The organism is Micromonospora sp. NPDC048909 (assembly GCF_040649635.1).
Taxonomy (GTDB): Bacteria; Actinomycetota; Actinomycetes; order Mycobacteriales; family Micromonosporaceae; genus Micromonospora.
The window spans coordinates 200,558-215,138 of sequence record NZ_JBEZFU010000003.1 but is presented as its reverse complement, the minus strand read 5'-3'; the positions used below and the strand labels follow the sequence as shown (position 1 = coordinate 215,138).

The following is a 14,581-nucleotide window of genomic DNA, read 5'->3' as shown; positions in this document are numbered from 1 at the left end:
CACCCCTACCGGGACGACTTCGGGTCGAGCGCGTCGCGCAGCGCGTCGCCGAAGAGGTTGAAGGCGAACACGAGGGCGAAGATCGTGATGCCGGGGAAGAACACGTACGCCGGGTCGGTCTGCAGGTAGTCCAGGCTGCGATAGATCATCCGGCCGAAGCTCGGCGTCTCGTCGCTCAACCCGACGCCGATGAACGACAGCGCGGCCTCGCTGGTGATGAACTGCGGCACGGCCAGGGAGAACGAGACCAGGATCGGCGCCCAGATGTTCGGCAGCAGCTGCCGGAACAGCATGTGCCCGAGCCCGGCCCCACTGGCCCGGGCGGCCTCGACGAACTCCCGCTCACGCAGGGCGATCACCTGGCCGCGGACCAGCCGGGCGGTGCTCGTCCAACCGAAGATCGCGAAGACGCCGATCAGCACCCCCACCCCGAACGCCGAGGAGACCTGCTCCCGCTCGCCGTAGAAGCGCAGCACCAGGGTCGGCGTCAGGGCCAGCGCGATGACCAGGAACGGCATCGCCAGGGTCAGGTCGGTGATCCAGTTGATCACGGCGTCCAGCCAGCCACCGAGGTAGCCGGCGAGGGTGCCGAGCACGATGCCGATCGTCGCGGTGATCACCGCGGCGGCGAACGCGATGAAGAGCGAGGTACGCAGGCCGTAGATCAGCCGGATGAAGATGTCCCGCCCGAGCCCCGGCTCCAGGCCGAACCAGTGCCCGCCGCTCACCCCGCCCGCGTAGCCCAGTGGCATGCCGAAGCCGTCCAGCAGATGCTGGAACTGCTGCCGGGGCCCGATCCCGTAGACCATCTCGATCAGCGGCGCGGCGAGCGCCAGCAGCAGGAAGAAGATCAGCATCGCGCCGCTGACCATGGCGGTACGGTCCCGACGCAGCCGGATCCAGGCGAGCTGGCCGGGCGAACGGCCGACGATGCCCGCGCGCTCGGGCGCCGCCGGGTCACCGCTCGACTCGATCTCGGCCAGCGCCACACCCTCCACCGGGGACAGGCTCACCTCGCCACCTCCTCGACGCTCGCGCCCACCGACCCGTCGCTTCGCGGGCCGCTCGCGGTGTCCGCCCCGACCGGGCCCGACTCCGGGAAGTGACAGGCGGTGGCCTGGTTGCCACCGGAGCGCGGCACCAGTGCCGGCTCCTCGGTGGCGCAGATGTCCTGTGCCTTCCAGCACCGGGTGCGGAACCGGCAGCCCGACGGCGGGTCGAGCGGCGTGGGCACGTCGCCGGCGAGCCGGATCCGGCCGGCCGGGCCGAGCTTCGTCACGTCCGGGATCGCCGAGAGCAGTGCCCGGGTGTACGGATGTTGCGGGCGTTCGTAGATGTCGGCCCGGTCGCCGATCTCCACGATCCGGCCGAGGTACATCACCGCGACCCGCTGGCAGAAGTGCCGCACCACGGCCAGGTCGTGGGCGATGAAGACGAACGCCAGCCCGAGGTCGCGTTGCAGCTCGCGGAGCAGGTTGATGACCTGGGCCTGGATCGAGACGTCCAGCGCGGAGACCGGCTCGTCGGCGACGATCAGCTTCGGTCGCAGCGCCAGCGCCCGGGCGATGCCGATCCGCTGCCGCTGCCCGCCGGAGAACTCGTGCGGGTACCGGTTGTAGTGCTCCGGGTTGAGCCCGACGATCTCCAGCAGCTCCTGCACCCGGGCCTTCGTCCCGCCCGGCGGCTCGATGCCGTTGACCTGCAACGGCATCGCGATGATCCGGCCGACCGTGTGCCGCGGGTTCAACGAGGCGTACGGGTCCTGAAAGATGATCTGGAGGTCCTGGCGCAGCGGGCGCAGTTCGCGGCGGCCGGCGTGGGTGATGTCGCGCCCGTCGAACTCGATCGTCCCCGAGGTGGGCTCCAGCAGCCGGACCAGCATCCGTCCGGTGGTGGTCTTGCCGCAGCCGGACTCGCCGACCAGGCCGAGCGTCTCGCCCGGTCGCACGTCGAAGTCCAACCCGTCCACCGCGCGCACCAGGCTCCGGCCACGGAACCCGCTGCGCACCGGGAAGTGCTTGCTCAGCCCGCGCACCCGCAGCAGCGGCTCCACCTCGGCCGCCGGCTGCTCCGCCGCCTGGTCGTCCGTCCCGTTCATCGGGCCACCCCCACGTCTGCGATGTCCGCGCGGTAGAGCCGGGTCCGCTCCTCGACGGTCAGGTGGCAGGCGGCCAGATGACCCTCCTCGCCGGTCGGACGCAGCTCGGGCACCTCGGTGCGGGACCGGTCGCCGTTGCGGTCGGCGTAGCGACAGCGCGGGTGGAAGGCGCACCCGGAGGGGAGGTTGATCAGGCTCGGCGGATTGCCCCGGATCGGCACCAGGTCCGCGTCCGCGTCGCCGTGCAGGGAGGGCACGCTGGAGAGCAACCCCCAGGTGTACGGATGCTGCGGCCGGCGCAGCACCTGCTCGACGCCGCCCTGCTCGACGGCCCGACCGCCATACATCACCAGCACGTCGTCGGCCACCTGGCTGACCACGCCCAGGTCGTGCGTGATCAGGATGATCGCGGAGTGGAACTCGGCCTGGAGGTCGGCCAGCAGATCCAGGATCTGCGCCTGCACGGTGACGTCCAGCGCGGTGGTCGGCTCGTCGGCGATGAGCAGGTCCGGGTCGTTGACCAGGGCCATCGCGATCATCGCGCGCTGACGCATGCCGCCGGAGAACTCGTGCGGGTACTGGTCGAAGCGGCGGGCCGGCTGCGGAATGCCGACCCGCCCGAGCATGTCCACCGCGCGCTGCTTGGCCTCCCGCTTGCCGGCCCGCGGGTGGTGCACCCGGTAGGCCTCGGCGATCTGCCGCCCCACCGTGTAGTACGGGTGCAGCGCCGACAGCGGGTCCTGGAAGATCATCGCCATGTCCCGGCCACGCAGCCGGCGTACCTCTTCCTCCGGCAGGCCGACCAGTTGCCGACCGCCGACGGAGATCTCGCCGCTGATGGCGGTCCGCTTGGCGTTGTGCAGGCCGAGGATGGCCAGCGACGTGACGCTCTTGCCCGAGCCGGACTCACCGACGATGCCGAGCGTCCGGCCGCGCTCCACCGCGAAGGACACCCCGTCCACCGCGCGAACGACGCCGTCCTCGGTCTCGAAGCGGACCCGCAGGTCGCTCACGCGCAGGTAGGGCCCGTCGGTGCCGCGCTGCTCCGGCACGCTGGGGCGGTGGTCCGGTTGCCCGGACGACGCCGACTCCGGCCTCTCCACGACCGCCTCCCTCAGTGACGAAGAGAACTTACAGGAAAGCCCTGAGGGTGAAAATAAGCTACAAGCCGGGAACTGTCAGCGGGCGTCAGCGTAACGAGTCGGCAACGGGCGTGAACAGCCCTCACCAGCACATCCACGTACGCAACTTGGTGTCCGACCGCTCTACCGCACGGCAGGTACGACCATGGATGGGGCAATCACGGGACGATTCCCGCCGGCATGAGGTGGAGGTGACCATGACCGCGGCGGTGTTCGGCCATGACGGCCCGTGGACCGAAGAGGAGTACCTCGCCCTCGGCGAGACGCAGCAACGCGTCGAGCTCTTCGACGGGAGCCTCCACGTGACCCCAGCCCCCACCCCACGTCACCAGAACATCTCCGGCGAACTACGTGCGGCGCTACGAGCGCCGGTTCGCGAAGCCGGCCTGCATGTGCTGGAAGCGGTGAACACGCTGCACCTCTATCGCCGGCGGGGCAGCCACTACACCGAGCAGTCGGTGACCAGGCCGGGTGACGTGCTCGTGCTCACCGAGCCGGTGAAGGCCGCCATCCGGCCGGAGGAACTACTGCCCTGACGGATGTCGGGCGGCTCGCCTAGGGTCGGTCGCATGACCGAGTTCGACGCGGCGACCGCCGCCGTGCAGGCCGCCCTGGATGCCGGAGCCCGCTATGCCGACGCCCGGGTGATGCACCGGCGCTACGAGTCGATGTCGGCGCGCAACGGCGAGATCGAGGAGCTGACCCAGGACGAGAGCTTCGGCCTGGGCGTACGCGCGCTGGTCGGGTCGAGCTGGGGCTTCCACGCCGTACCCGAACTCTCCGACGCGGCGGCCCGCGACGCCGGACGGCGCGCCGCGCGGATCGCCGCCGCGAGCGCGCGGGTGCCCGGCCCGCCGATCGACCTGGTGCCGGCCGACCCGACCACCGCGACCTGGGCCTCGGAGTGCGAGGTCGACCCGCTCGGCGTGCCACTCTCGACCAAGGGCGACCTGCTGGTCGACGCGACCGCGACGATGGCCGCGCACGGCGCCGACATCGCCGAGGGGCTCTACCAGATCTGGGACACCGCGAAGTGGTTCGTCTCCAGCGAGGGACACCGCATCGACCAGCGGATCCGGGAGTGCGGCGGCGGCATCTCGGCGACCTCGATCGGCGACGGCGAGACCCAGCGCCGCTCCTACCCCAGCTACCGCGGCCAGTACGGCACCACCGGCTGGGAGCTGGTCGACTCGCTCGACCTGCCGGCGCACGCGGCGCGGATCGCCGAGGAGTCCCGCGCCCTGCTCACCGCCCCGCTCTGCCCGGCCGGCGAGACCGACCTGATTCTCGGCGGCGAGCAGCTCGCCCTGCAGATCCACGAGTCGGTCGGGCACGCCATCGAGCTGGACCGGATCCTCGGTTGGGAGGCCGCCTTCGCCGGCACGTCCTGGCTGGATCTCGCCCAGCTCGGCACGCTGCGCTACGGCTCCGAGCTGATGAACGTCACCATCGACCCGACCATCCCCGGCGCGCTCGGCAGCTTCGGCTTCGACGACGAGGGCTCTCCCGCGATGAAGCGGGACGCGGTCCGCGACGGACGCTGGGTGGGCGTGCTCGCCGGCCGCGACTCGGCCGCCGTCGCCGGCCTGGACTACGGCGGCAGCGTACGGGCCGACGGCTGGGCCCGGCTGCCGATGGTGCGGATGACCAACGTCGGCCTGGAGCCCGGCCCGCACACCCTGGAGGAGATCATCGCGGCCACCGACGACGGGGTGCTGATGGACATCAACCGCTCCTGGTCGATCGACGACAAGCGGCTCAACTTCCAGTTCGGCTGCGAGATCGGCTGGGAGGTGCGCAACGGCCGGCGCGGACGGATGCTGCGCAACCCCACCTACACCGGCATCGGCCCGCTCTTCTGGCGGTCGATGGACATGCTCTCCGGCGAGACGGTCGCCTGGGGCACGCCCAACTGCGGCAAGGGCCAGCCCGGCCAGACCGGGCACACCGGCCACCCCGCCGCGCCGGCCCGCTTCCGCAACGTCCGGGTGGGGGTGCGGGCATGAGCGGCGGCGCGTCGGAGCTGGACCTCGCCGGGCAGGTCGTCGAGCTGGTCCGCCGCCTCGGCGGCCCGGCCGCCCAGGCCGAGGCGGTGGTGACCCGGGCCGACCTGGCATTGACCCGCTTCGCCAACTCCTTCATCCACCAGAACGTCGCCGACTCGACCGTCGGCGTCCGGCTGCGGGTGCACGTCGACGGCCGGACCGCCGCCGGCAGCGGCAGCGTGGTGAGTCCGCAGGGGCTGCGCGCGCTGGTCGAACGGACGCTGGCCGCGGCCCGGCTCTGCCCGCCCGACCCGGCCTGGCCGGGGCTCACGCCACCGTCGCCGGTGTCGGCCGGCGCCGCGGCCGACGAGGCGACCGTCCACGCCGAGCCGGACGAGCGGGCGACCCGGGTCCGCGCCTTCGTGGACGCGGTGGGCGGCCTCGAAGCCGCCGGCTACTGCCGCACCTCGCACCGCTCCGGGGCCTTCGCCAACTCCGCCGGCCACTCGGCCCACGGGCGCACCGCGGAGGCCGCGATGGACGGGATCGCCCGCACCGGCGGCTCGGACGGCGTGGCGCGTCGCTGCGCCGACCGGCTCGCCGACCTCGACGGGGCCGCGCTCGGCGCCCGGGCCGCGGCCAAGGCGCGCGCCGCGGTCGACCCGGTCGAGCTGCCGCCGGGTCGCTACGAGGTGGTGCTCGAACCGGCCGCCGTCGCCGACCTGCTGCAGAACCTCTCCTGGTTCGGCTTCAACGGCAAGCGCCACGCCGAGCGGCAGTCCTTCGCCGAGCCGGGCGAGGCCCAGTTCGACCGGTCGGTGACCCTGGTGGACGATCCGCTGCACGGCTCCAACCTGCCCTACGACCTGGAGGGCACGGCGCGGCGGGAGTTGCGCCTGGTCGACGCCGGGGTCACCCGGGCGGTGGCGCACGACCGGCGCAGCGGTGTCGAGGCCGGCGTCGGGTCCACCGGTCACGGCATGCTCGGCGCCACCACCTTCGGCCCGATCCCCCGCAACCTCCGGCTGCTCGCCCCGTCCGTGGCCGACGGGAGGCCATCGGCCGGTCCGCTCGGCCGACCGGCGGAGTCCGGGGTCGCCGGTGCGGTGGCCGACGACGACACGGCCGCGCTGGTCGCCGGGGTCCGGCACGGGCTGCTGGTCAGCGACTTCTGGTACACCCGGGTGCTCGACCCGAAGAGCCTGGTGATCACCGGCCTGACCCGCAACGGGGTCTGGCTGATCGAGGACGGTGTGGTGACCCGGGCCGTCCGGGACCTGCGCTTCACCGAGTCCTACCCGCGCGCGCTCGGGCCGGGCGCGGTGCTCGGGCTCGGCCGGCACGCGATGCGCCAGCCCGACCGGATCGACGGCAACTGGTGGGAGGCACCCCCGGTGCGCCTCGCCGCGTGGAACTTCACCGGCGGCGCCTCCGGCTGATCGGGCTGCTGTCCGCGCCTGTCCGCACCGACCGGCGACGATCTTTCTGGACGCCCGGGCATCGATTGTGACGAGGGGCTTTCCAAGCGCCCGGACACACGGGACACTGCCTTGCGCGGACGGCCCGCGAAGATCGGCGTAACGTGTGTCACTTAGCTGCGCCGATACGTCCGGTGCGGTCGTTGGTGTGCGCATGACGTGGCAAGCGGGTGCGGGTTCGCCGGTCCGCGTGCCGACCGGAGGAAGATCCGCCCGCCCGTGCGGGCCCCGTCGAGGAGACGACTCGAATGACATCAACGGCAACGAAGCCGCGGGGAGCGCGGGCGCGCGCCGCCATCGCGGCGAAGACGTTGCGTACCGACCGCTGGTGGTTCGCCCCCCTGATCACCGTGGTCGGGCTCAGCGCCTGGGTCGCGTACGCGACGGTCCGGGTCTTCATGCACAAGTGGTACTGGGTCGAGGACTTCCACTACCTGACCCCGTTCTACTCCCCCTGCGTGACCGACCGCTGCGTGGAGGGAGCCGCACACTTCGGACGGTTCCTGCCCGGCTGGTGGATCATCCCGGACGCGGCGTTGACCCTGCCGTTCCTGCTGCTGTTCCGGCTCACCTGCTACTACTACCGCAAGGCGTACTACCGGTCGTTCTGGCTGTCGCCGCCGGCCTGCGCGGTGCCGGACGGGCACGCGTCCTACAGCGGTGAGACCCGGGTCCCGCTGCTCGGCCAGAACCTGCACCGCTACTTCTTCTACGCCGCCGCGATCATCTCGCTGATCAACACCTGGGACGCGATCCTGGCCTTCCACTCCCCGAAGGGCTTCGGCTTCGGGCTGGGCAACCTCGTCCTGATCGCCAACGTGGTGATGCTCTGGGCGTACACCATCTCCTGCCACTCCTGCCGGCACATCATCGGCGGCCGGCTCAAGCACTTCTCCAAGCACCCCGTGCGCTACCGGGCCTGGACGAGCGTGTCCTGGCTGAACGTCCGGCACATGCAGCTCGCCTGGATCACGCTCGGCACCCTGGCGCTGACCGACTTCTACGTCATGGCGGTCGCGGCCGGCTGGTTCAACGACCTGCGGTTCATCAACTAGAGGGCCTGGACATGACCACTACCACTCGAATCGAACGACACCACTACGACGTCGTCGTGATCGGCGCCGGCGGCGCCGGCCTGCGGGCGGCGATCGAGGCCCGGCTCGCCGGCAAGAAGACCGCGATCATCTCGAAGTCGCTCTTCGGCAAGGCGCACACGGTGATGGCCGAGGGCGGCGCCGCCGCCGCGATGGGGAACGTGAACAGCCGGGACAACTGGCAGGTCCACTTCCGGGACACGATGCGCGGCGGCAAGTTCCTGAACAACTTCCGGATGGCCGAGCTGCACGCGAAGGAGTCGCCGCAGCGGATCTGGGAGCTGGAGACGTACGGGGCGCTCTTCGACCGGACCAAGGACGGGAAGATCTCCCAGCGGAACTTCGGCGGTCACGAGTACCCGCGGCTGGCGCACGTCGGCGACCGGACCGGCCTGGAGCTGATCCGCACCCTCCAGCAGAAGATCGTTTCCCTCCAGCAGGAGGACAAGCGCGAGCTCGGCTCGTACGACGCCCGGATCCGGGTCTTCTCCGAGACCACCATCACCGAGCTGCTGCTCGACGGTGACCGGGTCGCCGGCGCGTTCGGCTACTACCGGGAGTCCGGCGAGTTCATCCTCTTCGAGGCGCCCTCGGTGGTGCTGGCCACCGGCGGTGTCGGCCGCTCCTACAAGGTCACCTCGAACTCCTGGGAGTACACCGGCGATGGTCACGCGCTCGCGCTGCGCGCCGGGGCGACGCTGATCAACATGGAGTTCCTCCAGTTCCACCCCACCGGCATGGTCTGGCCACCCTCGGTCAAGGGCATCCTGGTCACCGAGTCGGTCCGCGGTGACGGCGGGGTGCTGAAGAACTCCGACGGCAAGCGGTTCATGTTCGACTACGTCCCCGACGTCTTCCGCAAGCAGTACGCGGAGACCGAGGAGGAGGCGGACCGCTGGTACACCGACCCGGACAACAACCGGCGCCCGCCGGAGCTGCTGCCCCGTGACGAGGTGGCCCGGGCGATCAACAGCGAGGTCAAGGCGGGTCGTGGCACGCCGGCCGGCGGCGTCTTCCTGGACATCGCCAGCCGCAAGTCGGCCGACGAGATCCGCCGCCGGCTGCCCTCGATGTACCACCAGTTCAAGGAACTGGCCGACGTCGACATCACCGCCGAGCCGATGGAGGTCGGTCCCACCTGCCACTACGTGATGGGTGGCGTCGAGGTCGACCCGGACAGCGGCGCGGCCTTCGGCCACGTGCAGGGGCTGTTCGCCGCCGGCGAGGTCTCCGGCGGCATGCACGGCTCCAACCGGCTGGGTGGAAACTCCCTGTCCGACCTGCTGGTCTTCGGCAAGCGCGCCGGCGGGCACGCCGCCTCGTACGCCAACGGCCTCGCCGCCCGGCCCAAGGTGCCCGTGCAGGCGGTCGAGGCCGCGGTGGAGACCGCGCTGGCGCCGCTGCAGCGGGACACCGGGGAGAGCCCGTACACCCTCCAGCAGGACCTCCAGGCGGTGATGGGGGATCTGGTCGGGATCATCCGGCGCGAGGGCGAGCTGGCGGACGCCCTGGTCCGGCTGGCCGAACTGCGTGAGCGGGTGGCCAAGGTCAGCGCGGCCGGCGGGCGGCGCTACAACCCGGGCTGGCACCTCGCGCTCGATCTGCGCAACATGCTGGTGGTCTCCGAGTGCACCGCCAAGGCGGCGCTGGAGCGGCGCGAGTCGCGCGGCGGGCACACCCGGGAGGACTTCCCGGCGATGGACCCGCAGTGGCGCCGGGTGAACCTGGTCTGCTCGCTCGAGGGCGACACCGTCCGGCTGACCCGCAAGCCGCTGCCGACGATGCGCGGGGAGCTGATCAGCCTGTTCGACCGGGCCGAGCTGGCCAAGTACCTGACCGACGAGGAGCTCGCGGAGTTCGACGCCCTCGCTGAGGAGGCGGGCAACTGATGGGGACCAAGCGCCAATTCCGGATCTGGCGGGGCGACGAGAGCGGCGGCGACCTGCAGGACTACATGGTCGAGGTGAACGAGGGTGAGGTCGTCCTCGACGTCATCCACCGGCTCCAGGCCACCGACGCGCCCGACCTGGCGTGCCGGTGGAACTGCAAGGCGGGCAAGTGCGGCTCCTGCTCGATGGAGATCAACGGCAAGCCGCGGCTGGGCTGCATGACCCGGATGTCCACCTTCGAGGAGGACGAGACGGTCACCGTCACCCCGTTGCGCACCTTCCCGGTCATCCGGGACCTGGTCACCGACGTCTCGTTCAACTACGAGAAGGCGCGGGAGACCCCGGCCTTCGCGCCGCCGTCGGACGTCGCCCCGGGCGACTACCGGATGCAGCAGGTCGACGTGGAGCGCTCGCAGGAGTTCCGCAAGTGCATCGAGTGCTTCCTCTGCCAGAACGTGTGCCACGTGATCCGGGACCACGAGGAGAACAAGCCGGCCTTCTCCGGGCCACGGTTCTTCATCCGGGCCTCCGAGCTGGACATGCACCCGCTGGACACCCGGACGGACCGCAAGGAGTACGCGCAGGCGGAGATGGGCCTCGGGTACTGCAACATCACCAAGTGCTGCACCGAGGTCTGCCCCGAGCACATCAAGATCACTGACAACGGGATCATCCCCATGAAGGAGCGGGTCGTCGACCGCAGGTACGATCCCCTTGTGTGGCTTGGTAGCAAGATCTTCCGACGGGGCGAGACGCCTCAGACCAGCGCGAACGCCGCGGGCACGGGCGTCTCGGCGACGTCCGCCAGCGCCTCGGCGACGTCCGCCGGCACCCGCCTGCCCGGGTTGCACTCGCACGCGGGCGGCTCGCACGATCCGCAGGCCGAGGTGCAGGCGCAGAGCGGGGTGAACTGGCACCGCGAGGTGCCCCACCCGACCGCGCCGGCGGTGGACGACCGGGGCAAGCTGCCCCTCACGGAGCTCACCTTCGACCGGGCCGCCGCGCCGTCGCCGTTCGGCGACGACATCAGCTTCCCGCTGCCCCCGGAGCACCTGAACTTCGCCCACCCCGAGCAGGACAAGCACTAGAAACCTCGACGATGACGGGGGCCGCGGCGCAAGCCGCCGGCCCCCGTCCCGTTTTCACCCCGCTGTCCGCTTCCGCCGCCCCGCTGTCCGCTTCGGCCGGCCGAGGGCCCGCAGCCGGCCGGCGGTCCGCTTCGGTCGGCCGGGGCGGGTCAGCGGGCGGCGAGCAGTGGCCGGAGCGCGGCGACGATCGGAGCGTCGGCCGGCAGCCAGGTCACCGAGTCCAGTTCGGCGGCCGAGAGCCAGCGCAGCGCCGAGTGCTCCAGCGCCTGAGGCTGGTCGTCGTGGAGCAGCCGGGCGGCGTACACCTTCAGCACCGAGCGGCCGTGGGCCATCTTGACGTTGCGGCCGACCCGGTCGCCGATCTCCACGCGTACGGCCAGTTCCTCGGCGCACTCGCGGACCAGCGCGTCGGTCTCGGACTCCCCGGGCTCGACCTTGCCACCGGGGAACTCCCACATCCCGGCCACCTCGGGCGGCGCGGAACGCGCGCACGCGAGTACGCGCCCGTCCTCGATGATCGCCGCGCCGACGATCACTTTGAGATCCCGTCGCGCGGCCTGCCCGCCGCCGCTAGCCCGTTCGGTCTGCACGGCCGTCCAGCGTGCCAGATCAATCGGCGGTTTGGGTACCGTAACCGGCCGCTTAAGCCAGGAGAACCCGGAAGTGTGGGCGTGGACACGCGCACCGGAGGGCGACAAGACTAGAGGCCACCGACAAGACACGGGATGGCGACGATTTGGCCACGAGCCGGCAACGGCGCCTGGGAGGTGCGGTGATGCGTGCGCTGTTCACTGGCCGAGCGCAGAAGGACTACCTCTCCGACGCGCTCACGCTGCTCTCCGGGTGGACCCGGGAGGGCGAGCAGATCCGACGGACCCTCGTGATCGACGACAGCCAACACGCCGCCCTGACCGAGCGGGTCAAGGTGGTGGCGGATGCCCTGCACCTACGCCCAGACATCAGCCGCCGGGCTGACCATACCCAGATCCGGGTGGGGCACGGCAGCACCCCGCTCAGCGAGGGCGAGGTCCTGCTGGCCGCCCGCATCGAGGACGCCTACCGGGCGGTCACCGAGTCCTGAGGTGCCGGCCGGCTCAGCCGTCGGCGTCCTGCGGGTACCAGCGCAGCTCGACCGAGTTGCCGTCCGGGTCGCGGACGTAGATCGACGTGGCGGAGCCCCGTGCCCCGAACCGGCCGACCGGCCCCTCCAGCACGGTGAAGACCCCGGAGTCGATCACCTCGGCCCAGTCCAGCGGCGACACCACCAGGCAGAAGTGGTCGACGTTCGACTGGCCCCGCTCCCGGTGGACGAGGTCGATGATGGTGTCCGGGCTGACCCGCACCGAGGGGAACGGCACCCTGCCGTCCCGCCACTCGTCGACGCGGACCGGCGCCAGGCCGAGCAGGCCGCAGTAGAAGCCCAACGCGCGCTCGACGTCGGCGACGTTGAGCACCAGATGGTCGAAGCCGGTCACCCGTACGCTGGTCGTCCCGTCGATGGTCGTGCTGCTCATGGTTCACCTCTCGGTTCGCGGGTCTGGCGGACGACTCAACGATCCGGCCTCGGGCGACGGGGACCAAGACGCGATCCGGCTACGATCGTTGCCCCTGACTCAACGATGGGAGGCACCCGATGCTGGAGCGGTACGAGGTCGAAGCCTTCCTGACCCTCGCCGAGGAGCTGCACTTCGGCCGGACAGCCACCCGGCTGCGGGTGACCACCGGGCGGGTCAGCCACGTGATCAAGCGGTTGGAGCGGCGGATCGGCGCACCGCTCTTCGCGCGGACCAGCCGGGTCGTCCAGCTCACCCCGATCGGCCGGCAACTCGCCGACGACCTCCGGCCGCTGGTCGCCGGGATCGACGAGGCGCTCGCCCGGGCGGTGGACGCCGGCCGCGGGGTGACCGGCACGCTGCGGGTCGCGTTCCTCGGCGAATGGACGGCGCCGGTGCTGCTCAAGGCCGTCGCCCTGTTCAGCGAGCGCCATCCGGAGTGTGTCGTCGAGGTACGCGAGGTCCAGCTCTTCAACTCCCGGCCGAGCCTGCTGGACGGTTCGGTCGACGTCCTCATCGCCGCGTACCCCTTCGACGGCATGGCGAACGGGCCGGCGCTGATCAGCGAGGGCCGGGCCCTGGCCGTGCCGACCGGGCACCCGCTGGCCGGCGCGGAGTCCGTCTCGCTGGAGGTGCTGGCCGACCACCCGGTGGTGCAGTACCCGGCGGTGACCTCGGCGGAGTTCAAGCGGGACCGCACACCCGAGCACACCCCGTCCGGCCGGCCGGTGCCGAAGGGGCCGGCCGGCAACACCTTCTCCGAGATGTTGTCGCTGGTGGCGCTGGGCCGAGGCGTGCTCCCGGTCGGCGAGCACACCCGGCACTACTACCCGCGCCCCGACGTGGCGTACGTGCCGATCCGCGACGCCCCGCCCATCCGGCGCGGACCGGTGTGGCTGGAGACCAACACGACGGCCCGGGTCCGCGCGTTCGTCCGGGCCGCGGCCGACTCGGTCGTACGCTGACCCGCCGGCCCGCAGTGGCGTGCCCTGCCTACCGTGAGGCGCATGGCCAACGCGACCTATGACCGCAAGGAGCAGTTCCAGCAGATCCAGAGCGGGCTGCTCGACTCGGAGCAGATCATCGCCGTCTACGACGCGGTCGGCGCCGGCACCGGCTTCATCGGCCTCACCGACCGCCGCGTGATCATCCAGGACCGCTCGTTCGTCGGCAAGCGGTACGCCATCACCAGCATTCCGTACTCGAAGATCACTAGCGTGAGCGTGGTCAGCAACAAGTCGTGGGGCGGCTCGTTCTTCTCCACCGGGTCGATCGCCATCCACGTCGGCACGCACACCTACGAGGTCGAATTCCGTGGTGCGCAGAAGAGCCACCACGTCCACAATGTGATCCTGCATCACATCTCCTGACCGCGGCCGGACCCGTCGCGGCGGACGAGAGGCGGCGGCGTGTCGTTTGCTCATCGGCGGCGGGTTGCCGCCCGCCGCCGATGAGGCACGGCGAGTTCGAGGACCCGCGGCTGGTCACGGTCTACGACGCCGAGTGCCCGTGGGGTCGCGACGACGACTTCTTCCTCGCCGCGGTCGACGAGACGCCCGCCGCCCGGGTGCTCGACCTCGGCTGCGGGACGGGCCGGTTGACTATCGCCGTGGCGGCGGCCGGCCACCCCGTCACCGGCGTCGACCCGGCTCGCGCCTCGCTCGCCGCGGCCCGCGCCAAACCAGGTGCCGACCGGGTCACCTGGATCGAGGGCACCTCGCACGCGCTGCCGAGCGGGGCCTTCGACGTGGCCGTCCTGACCAGCCACGTGGCGCAGATCTTCGTCGACGATGCCGAGTGGACGGCCACCCTCGCCGACCTGCGCCGCGCGTTGCTGCCCGGCGGCCGACTGATCTTCGACGCGCGCGACCCGGCCGACCGGCGCTGGGAGCGCTGGAACCCGGTCGACTCCGCACGCCTGATCACCCTGCCTGACGGGCGGGAGGTCCGGGCCTGGACCGAGGTGACGTCCGTGGTGGAGAGCGCGGTCAGCTTCGTCCACCACTACGTCTTTCCGGGCGGCGACGAACTGCTCAGCTCCGCCACCCTGCGCTTCCGCACCGAGCGGGAGCTGCGCGACTCGCTACGGGCGGCCGGTTTCACCGTGGATCGGGTCTACGGCGGCTGGGGCCGCGAGCCGGTCGGCGCGGGCGCTGGCGAGCTCGTGGTCCTGGCCCGCCTCTGCGCCTGAGGGTTTCAAGCCCTCACCGCCGGCAGTTCACGGACCACTCTCGCCCGCGCTGCACCTGGTGCA

Annotated in this window: 15 protein-coding genes; 10 read left to right on the top strand and 5 right to left on the bottom strand. The window is 71.5% G+C overall.

Going from position 1 to position 14,581, the window contains the following annotated elements:
- Positions 1-5: 5 nt before the first annotated feature.
- From AB0C04_RS10335 to AB0C04_RS10325, 3 genes are read right to left on the bottom strand one after another with little or no spacing between them, the layout of a single operon-like run.
- Positions 6-1,013 (bottom strand): ABC transporter permease, encoded by a 1,008-nt coding sequence (locus AB0C04_RS10335; protein ID WP_357051263.1) that lies wholly within the window; start codon positions 1,011-1,013, stop codon positions 6-8.
- Positions 1,010-2,098, bottom strand: coding sequence for a dipeptide ABC transporter ATP-binding protein (locus tag AB0C04_RS10330; protein WP_357051260.1), 1,089 nt, complete (start codon positions 2,096-2,098; stop codon positions 1,010-1,012). The genes AB0C04_RS10335 and AB0C04_RS10330 overlap by 4 nt, the downstream gene beginning before the upstream one ends.
- Entirely contained in the window at positions 2,095-3,201 is a 1,107-nt protein-coding gene (locus AB0C04_RS10325) for an ABC transporter ATP-binding protein (RefSeq protein ID WP_357051256.1), read from the bottom strand. Before AB0C04_RS10325 ends, AB0C04_RS10330 begins: the two co-directional genes overlap by 4 nt.
- Before the next feature lie 236 nt (positions 3,202-3,437).
- Between AB0C04_RS10325 and AB0C04_RS10320 the strand changes: the two genes are divergently transcribed.
- From AB0C04_RS10320 to AB0C04_RS10295, 6 genes are all read left to right on the top strand, one after another.
- Positions 3,438-3,776, top strand: a complete 339-nt coding sequence (locus tag AB0C04_RS10320) for a hypothetical protein (protein ID WP_357051253.1) — start codon at positions 3,438-3,440, stop codon at positions 3,774-3,776.
- Between the two features lie 33 nt (positions 3,777-3,809).
- Positions 3,810-5,246 carry a TldD/PmbA family protein gene (locus AB0C04_RS10315; RefSeq protein WP_357051250.1) on the top strand — a complete coding sequence of 479 codons (1,437 nt, stop codon included), beginning with the start codon at positions 3,810-3,812 and terminating at the stop codon, positions 5,244-5,246.
- Positions 5,243-6,664 (top strand): metallopeptidase TldD-related protein, encoded by a 1,422-nt coding sequence (locus AB0C04_RS10310; RefSeq protein ID WP_357051247.1) that lies wholly within the window; start codon positions 5,243-5,245, stop codon positions 6,662-6,664. Before AB0C04_RS10315 ends, AB0C04_RS10310 begins: the two co-directional genes overlap by 4 nt.
- 287 nt (positions 6,665-6,951) lie before the next feature.
- Positions 6,952-7,758, top strand: coding sequence for a hypothetical protein (locus AB0C04_RS10305; protein ID WP_350871527.1), 807 nt, complete (start codon positions 6,952-6,954; stop codon positions 7,756-7,758).
- 11 nt (positions 7,759-7,769) lie between these two features.
- Positions 7,770-9,686 (top strand): fumarate reductase/succinate dehydrogenase flavoprotein subunit, encoded by a 1,917-nt coding sequence (locus AB0C04_RS10300; RefSeq protein WP_357051244.1) that lies wholly within the window; start codon positions 7,770-7,772, stop codon positions 9,684-9,686.
- Positions 9,686-10,774 carry a succinate dehydrogenase/fumarate reductase iron-sulfur subunit gene (locus AB0C04_RS10295; RefSeq protein WP_357051241.1) on the top strand — a complete coding sequence of 363 codons (1,089 nt, stop codon included), beginning with the start codon at positions 9,686-9,688 and terminating at the stop codon, positions 10,772-10,774. Before AB0C04_RS10300 ends, AB0C04_RS10295 begins: the two co-directional genes overlap by 1 nt.
- A gap of 149 nt (positions 10,775-10,923) precedes the next feature.
- Here the strand turns inward: AB0C04_RS10295 and AB0C04_RS10290 are convergent, their stop codons facing one another.
- Positions 10,924-11,364, bottom strand: coding sequence for a (deoxy)nucleoside triphosphate pyrophosphohydrolase (locus tag AB0C04_RS10290; protein ID WP_357051238.1), 441 nt, complete (start codon positions 11,362-11,364; stop codon positions 10,924-10,926).
- Positions 11,365-11,549: 185 nt separating this feature from the next.
- On the opposite strand from AB0C04_RS10290, the gene AB0C04_RS10285 reads away from it, so the two are divergent.
- Positions 11,550-11,855: a 4a-hydroxytetrahydrobiopterin dehydratase gene (locus AB0C04_RS10285; RefSeq protein WP_357051235.1), complete on the top strand. Its 306-nt coding sequence runs from the start codon at positions 11,550-11,552 to the stop codon at positions 11,853-11,855.
- Between the two features lie 13 nt (positions 11,856-11,868).
- Here AB0C04_RS10285 and AB0C04_RS10280 read toward each other — a convergent pair whose 3' ends face one another.
- On the bottom strand, positions 11,869-12,288 hold the full coding sequence (locus tag AB0C04_RS10280) for a VOC family protein (RefSeq protein ID WP_357051231.1): 420 nt from the start codon (positions 12,286-12,288) through the stop codon (positions 11,869-11,871).
- Between the two features lie 119 nt (positions 12,289-12,407).
- Here AB0C04_RS10280 and AB0C04_RS10275 point away from each other — a divergent pair, with 119 nt between their 5' ends.
- From AB0C04_RS10275 to AB0C04_RS10265, 3 genes are all read left to right on the top strand, one after another.
- Positions 12,408-13,292 carry a LysR family transcriptional regulator gene (locus AB0C04_RS10275; protein WP_357051228.1) on the top strand — a complete coding sequence of 295 codons (885 nt, stop codon included), beginning with the start codon at positions 12,408-12,410 and terminating at the stop codon, positions 13,290-13,292.
- Positions 13,293-13,334: 42 nt separating this feature from the next.
- Positions 13,335-13,697 (top strand): PH domain-containing protein, encoded by a 363-nt coding sequence (locus AB0C04_RS10270; protein ID WP_350871508.1) that lies wholly within the window; start codon positions 13,335-13,337, stop codon positions 13,695-13,697.
- An 80-nt stretch (positions 13,698-13,777) separates the two neighbouring features.
- Positions 13,778-14,518, top strand: a complete 741-nt coding sequence (locus AB0C04_RS10265; protein WP_357051224.1) for a class I SAM-dependent methyltransferase — start codon at positions 13,778-13,780, stop codon at positions 14,516-14,518.
- Positions 14,519-14,581 lie beyond the last annotated feature (63 nt).

What these genes read in the sequence shown, in the direction of transcription:
- AB0C04_RS10300 (WP_357051244.1), top strand. Translation starts at nt 7,770, where the DNA reads ATGACCACTACCACTCGAATCGAACGACACCACTACGACGTCGTCGTG.
- AB0C04_RS10315 (WP_357051250.1), top strand. Translation starts at nt 3,810, where the DNA reads ATGACCGAGTTCGACGCGGCGACCGCCGCCGTGCAGGCCGCCCTGGAT.
- AB0C04_RS10285 (WP_357051235.1), top strand. Translation starts at nt 11,550, where the DNA reads ATGCGTGCGCTGTTCACTGGCCGAGCGCAGAAGGACTACCTCTCCGAC.
- AB0C04_RS10270 (WP_350871508.1), top strand. Translation starts at nt 13,335, where the DNA reads ATGGCCAACGCGACCTATGACCGCAAGGAGCAGTTCCAGCAGATCCAG.
- AB0C04_RS10305 (WP_350871527.1), top strand. Translation starts at nt 6,952, where the DNA reads ATGACATCAACGGCAACGAAGCCGCGGGGAGCGCGGGCGCGCGCCGCC.
- AB0C04_RS10265 (WP_357051224.1), top strand. Translation starts at nt 13,778, where the DNA reads ATGAGGCACGGCGAGTTCGAGGACCCGCGGCTGGTCACGGTCTACGAC.
- AB0C04_RS10295 (WP_357051241.1), top strand. Translation starts at nt 9,686, where the DNA reads ATGGGGACCAAGCGCCAATTCCGGATCTGGCGGGGCGACGAGAGCGGC.
- AB0C04_RS10310 (WP_357051247.1), top strand. Translation starts at nt 5,243, where the DNA reads ATGAGCGGCGGCGCGTCGGAGCTGGACCTCGCCGGGCAGGTCGTCGAG.
- AB0C04_RS10330 (WP_357051260.1), bottom strand. Translation starts at nt 2,098, where the DNA reads ATGAACGGGACGGACGACCAGGCGGCGGAGCAGCCGGCGGCCGAGGTG.
- AB0C04_RS10280 (WP_357051231.1), bottom strand. Translation starts at nt 12,288, where the DNA reads ATGAGCAGCACGACCATCGACGGGACGACCAGCGTACGGGTGACCGGC.
- AB0C04_RS10275 (WP_357051228.1), top strand. Translation starts at nt 12,408, where the DNA reads ATGCTGGAGCGGTACGAGGTCGAAGCCTTCCTGACCCTCGCCGAGGAG.
- AB0C04_RS10320 (WP_357051253.1), top strand. Translation starts at nt 3,438, where the DNA reads ATGACCGCGGCGGTGTTCGGCCATGACGGCCCGTGGACCGAAGAGGAG.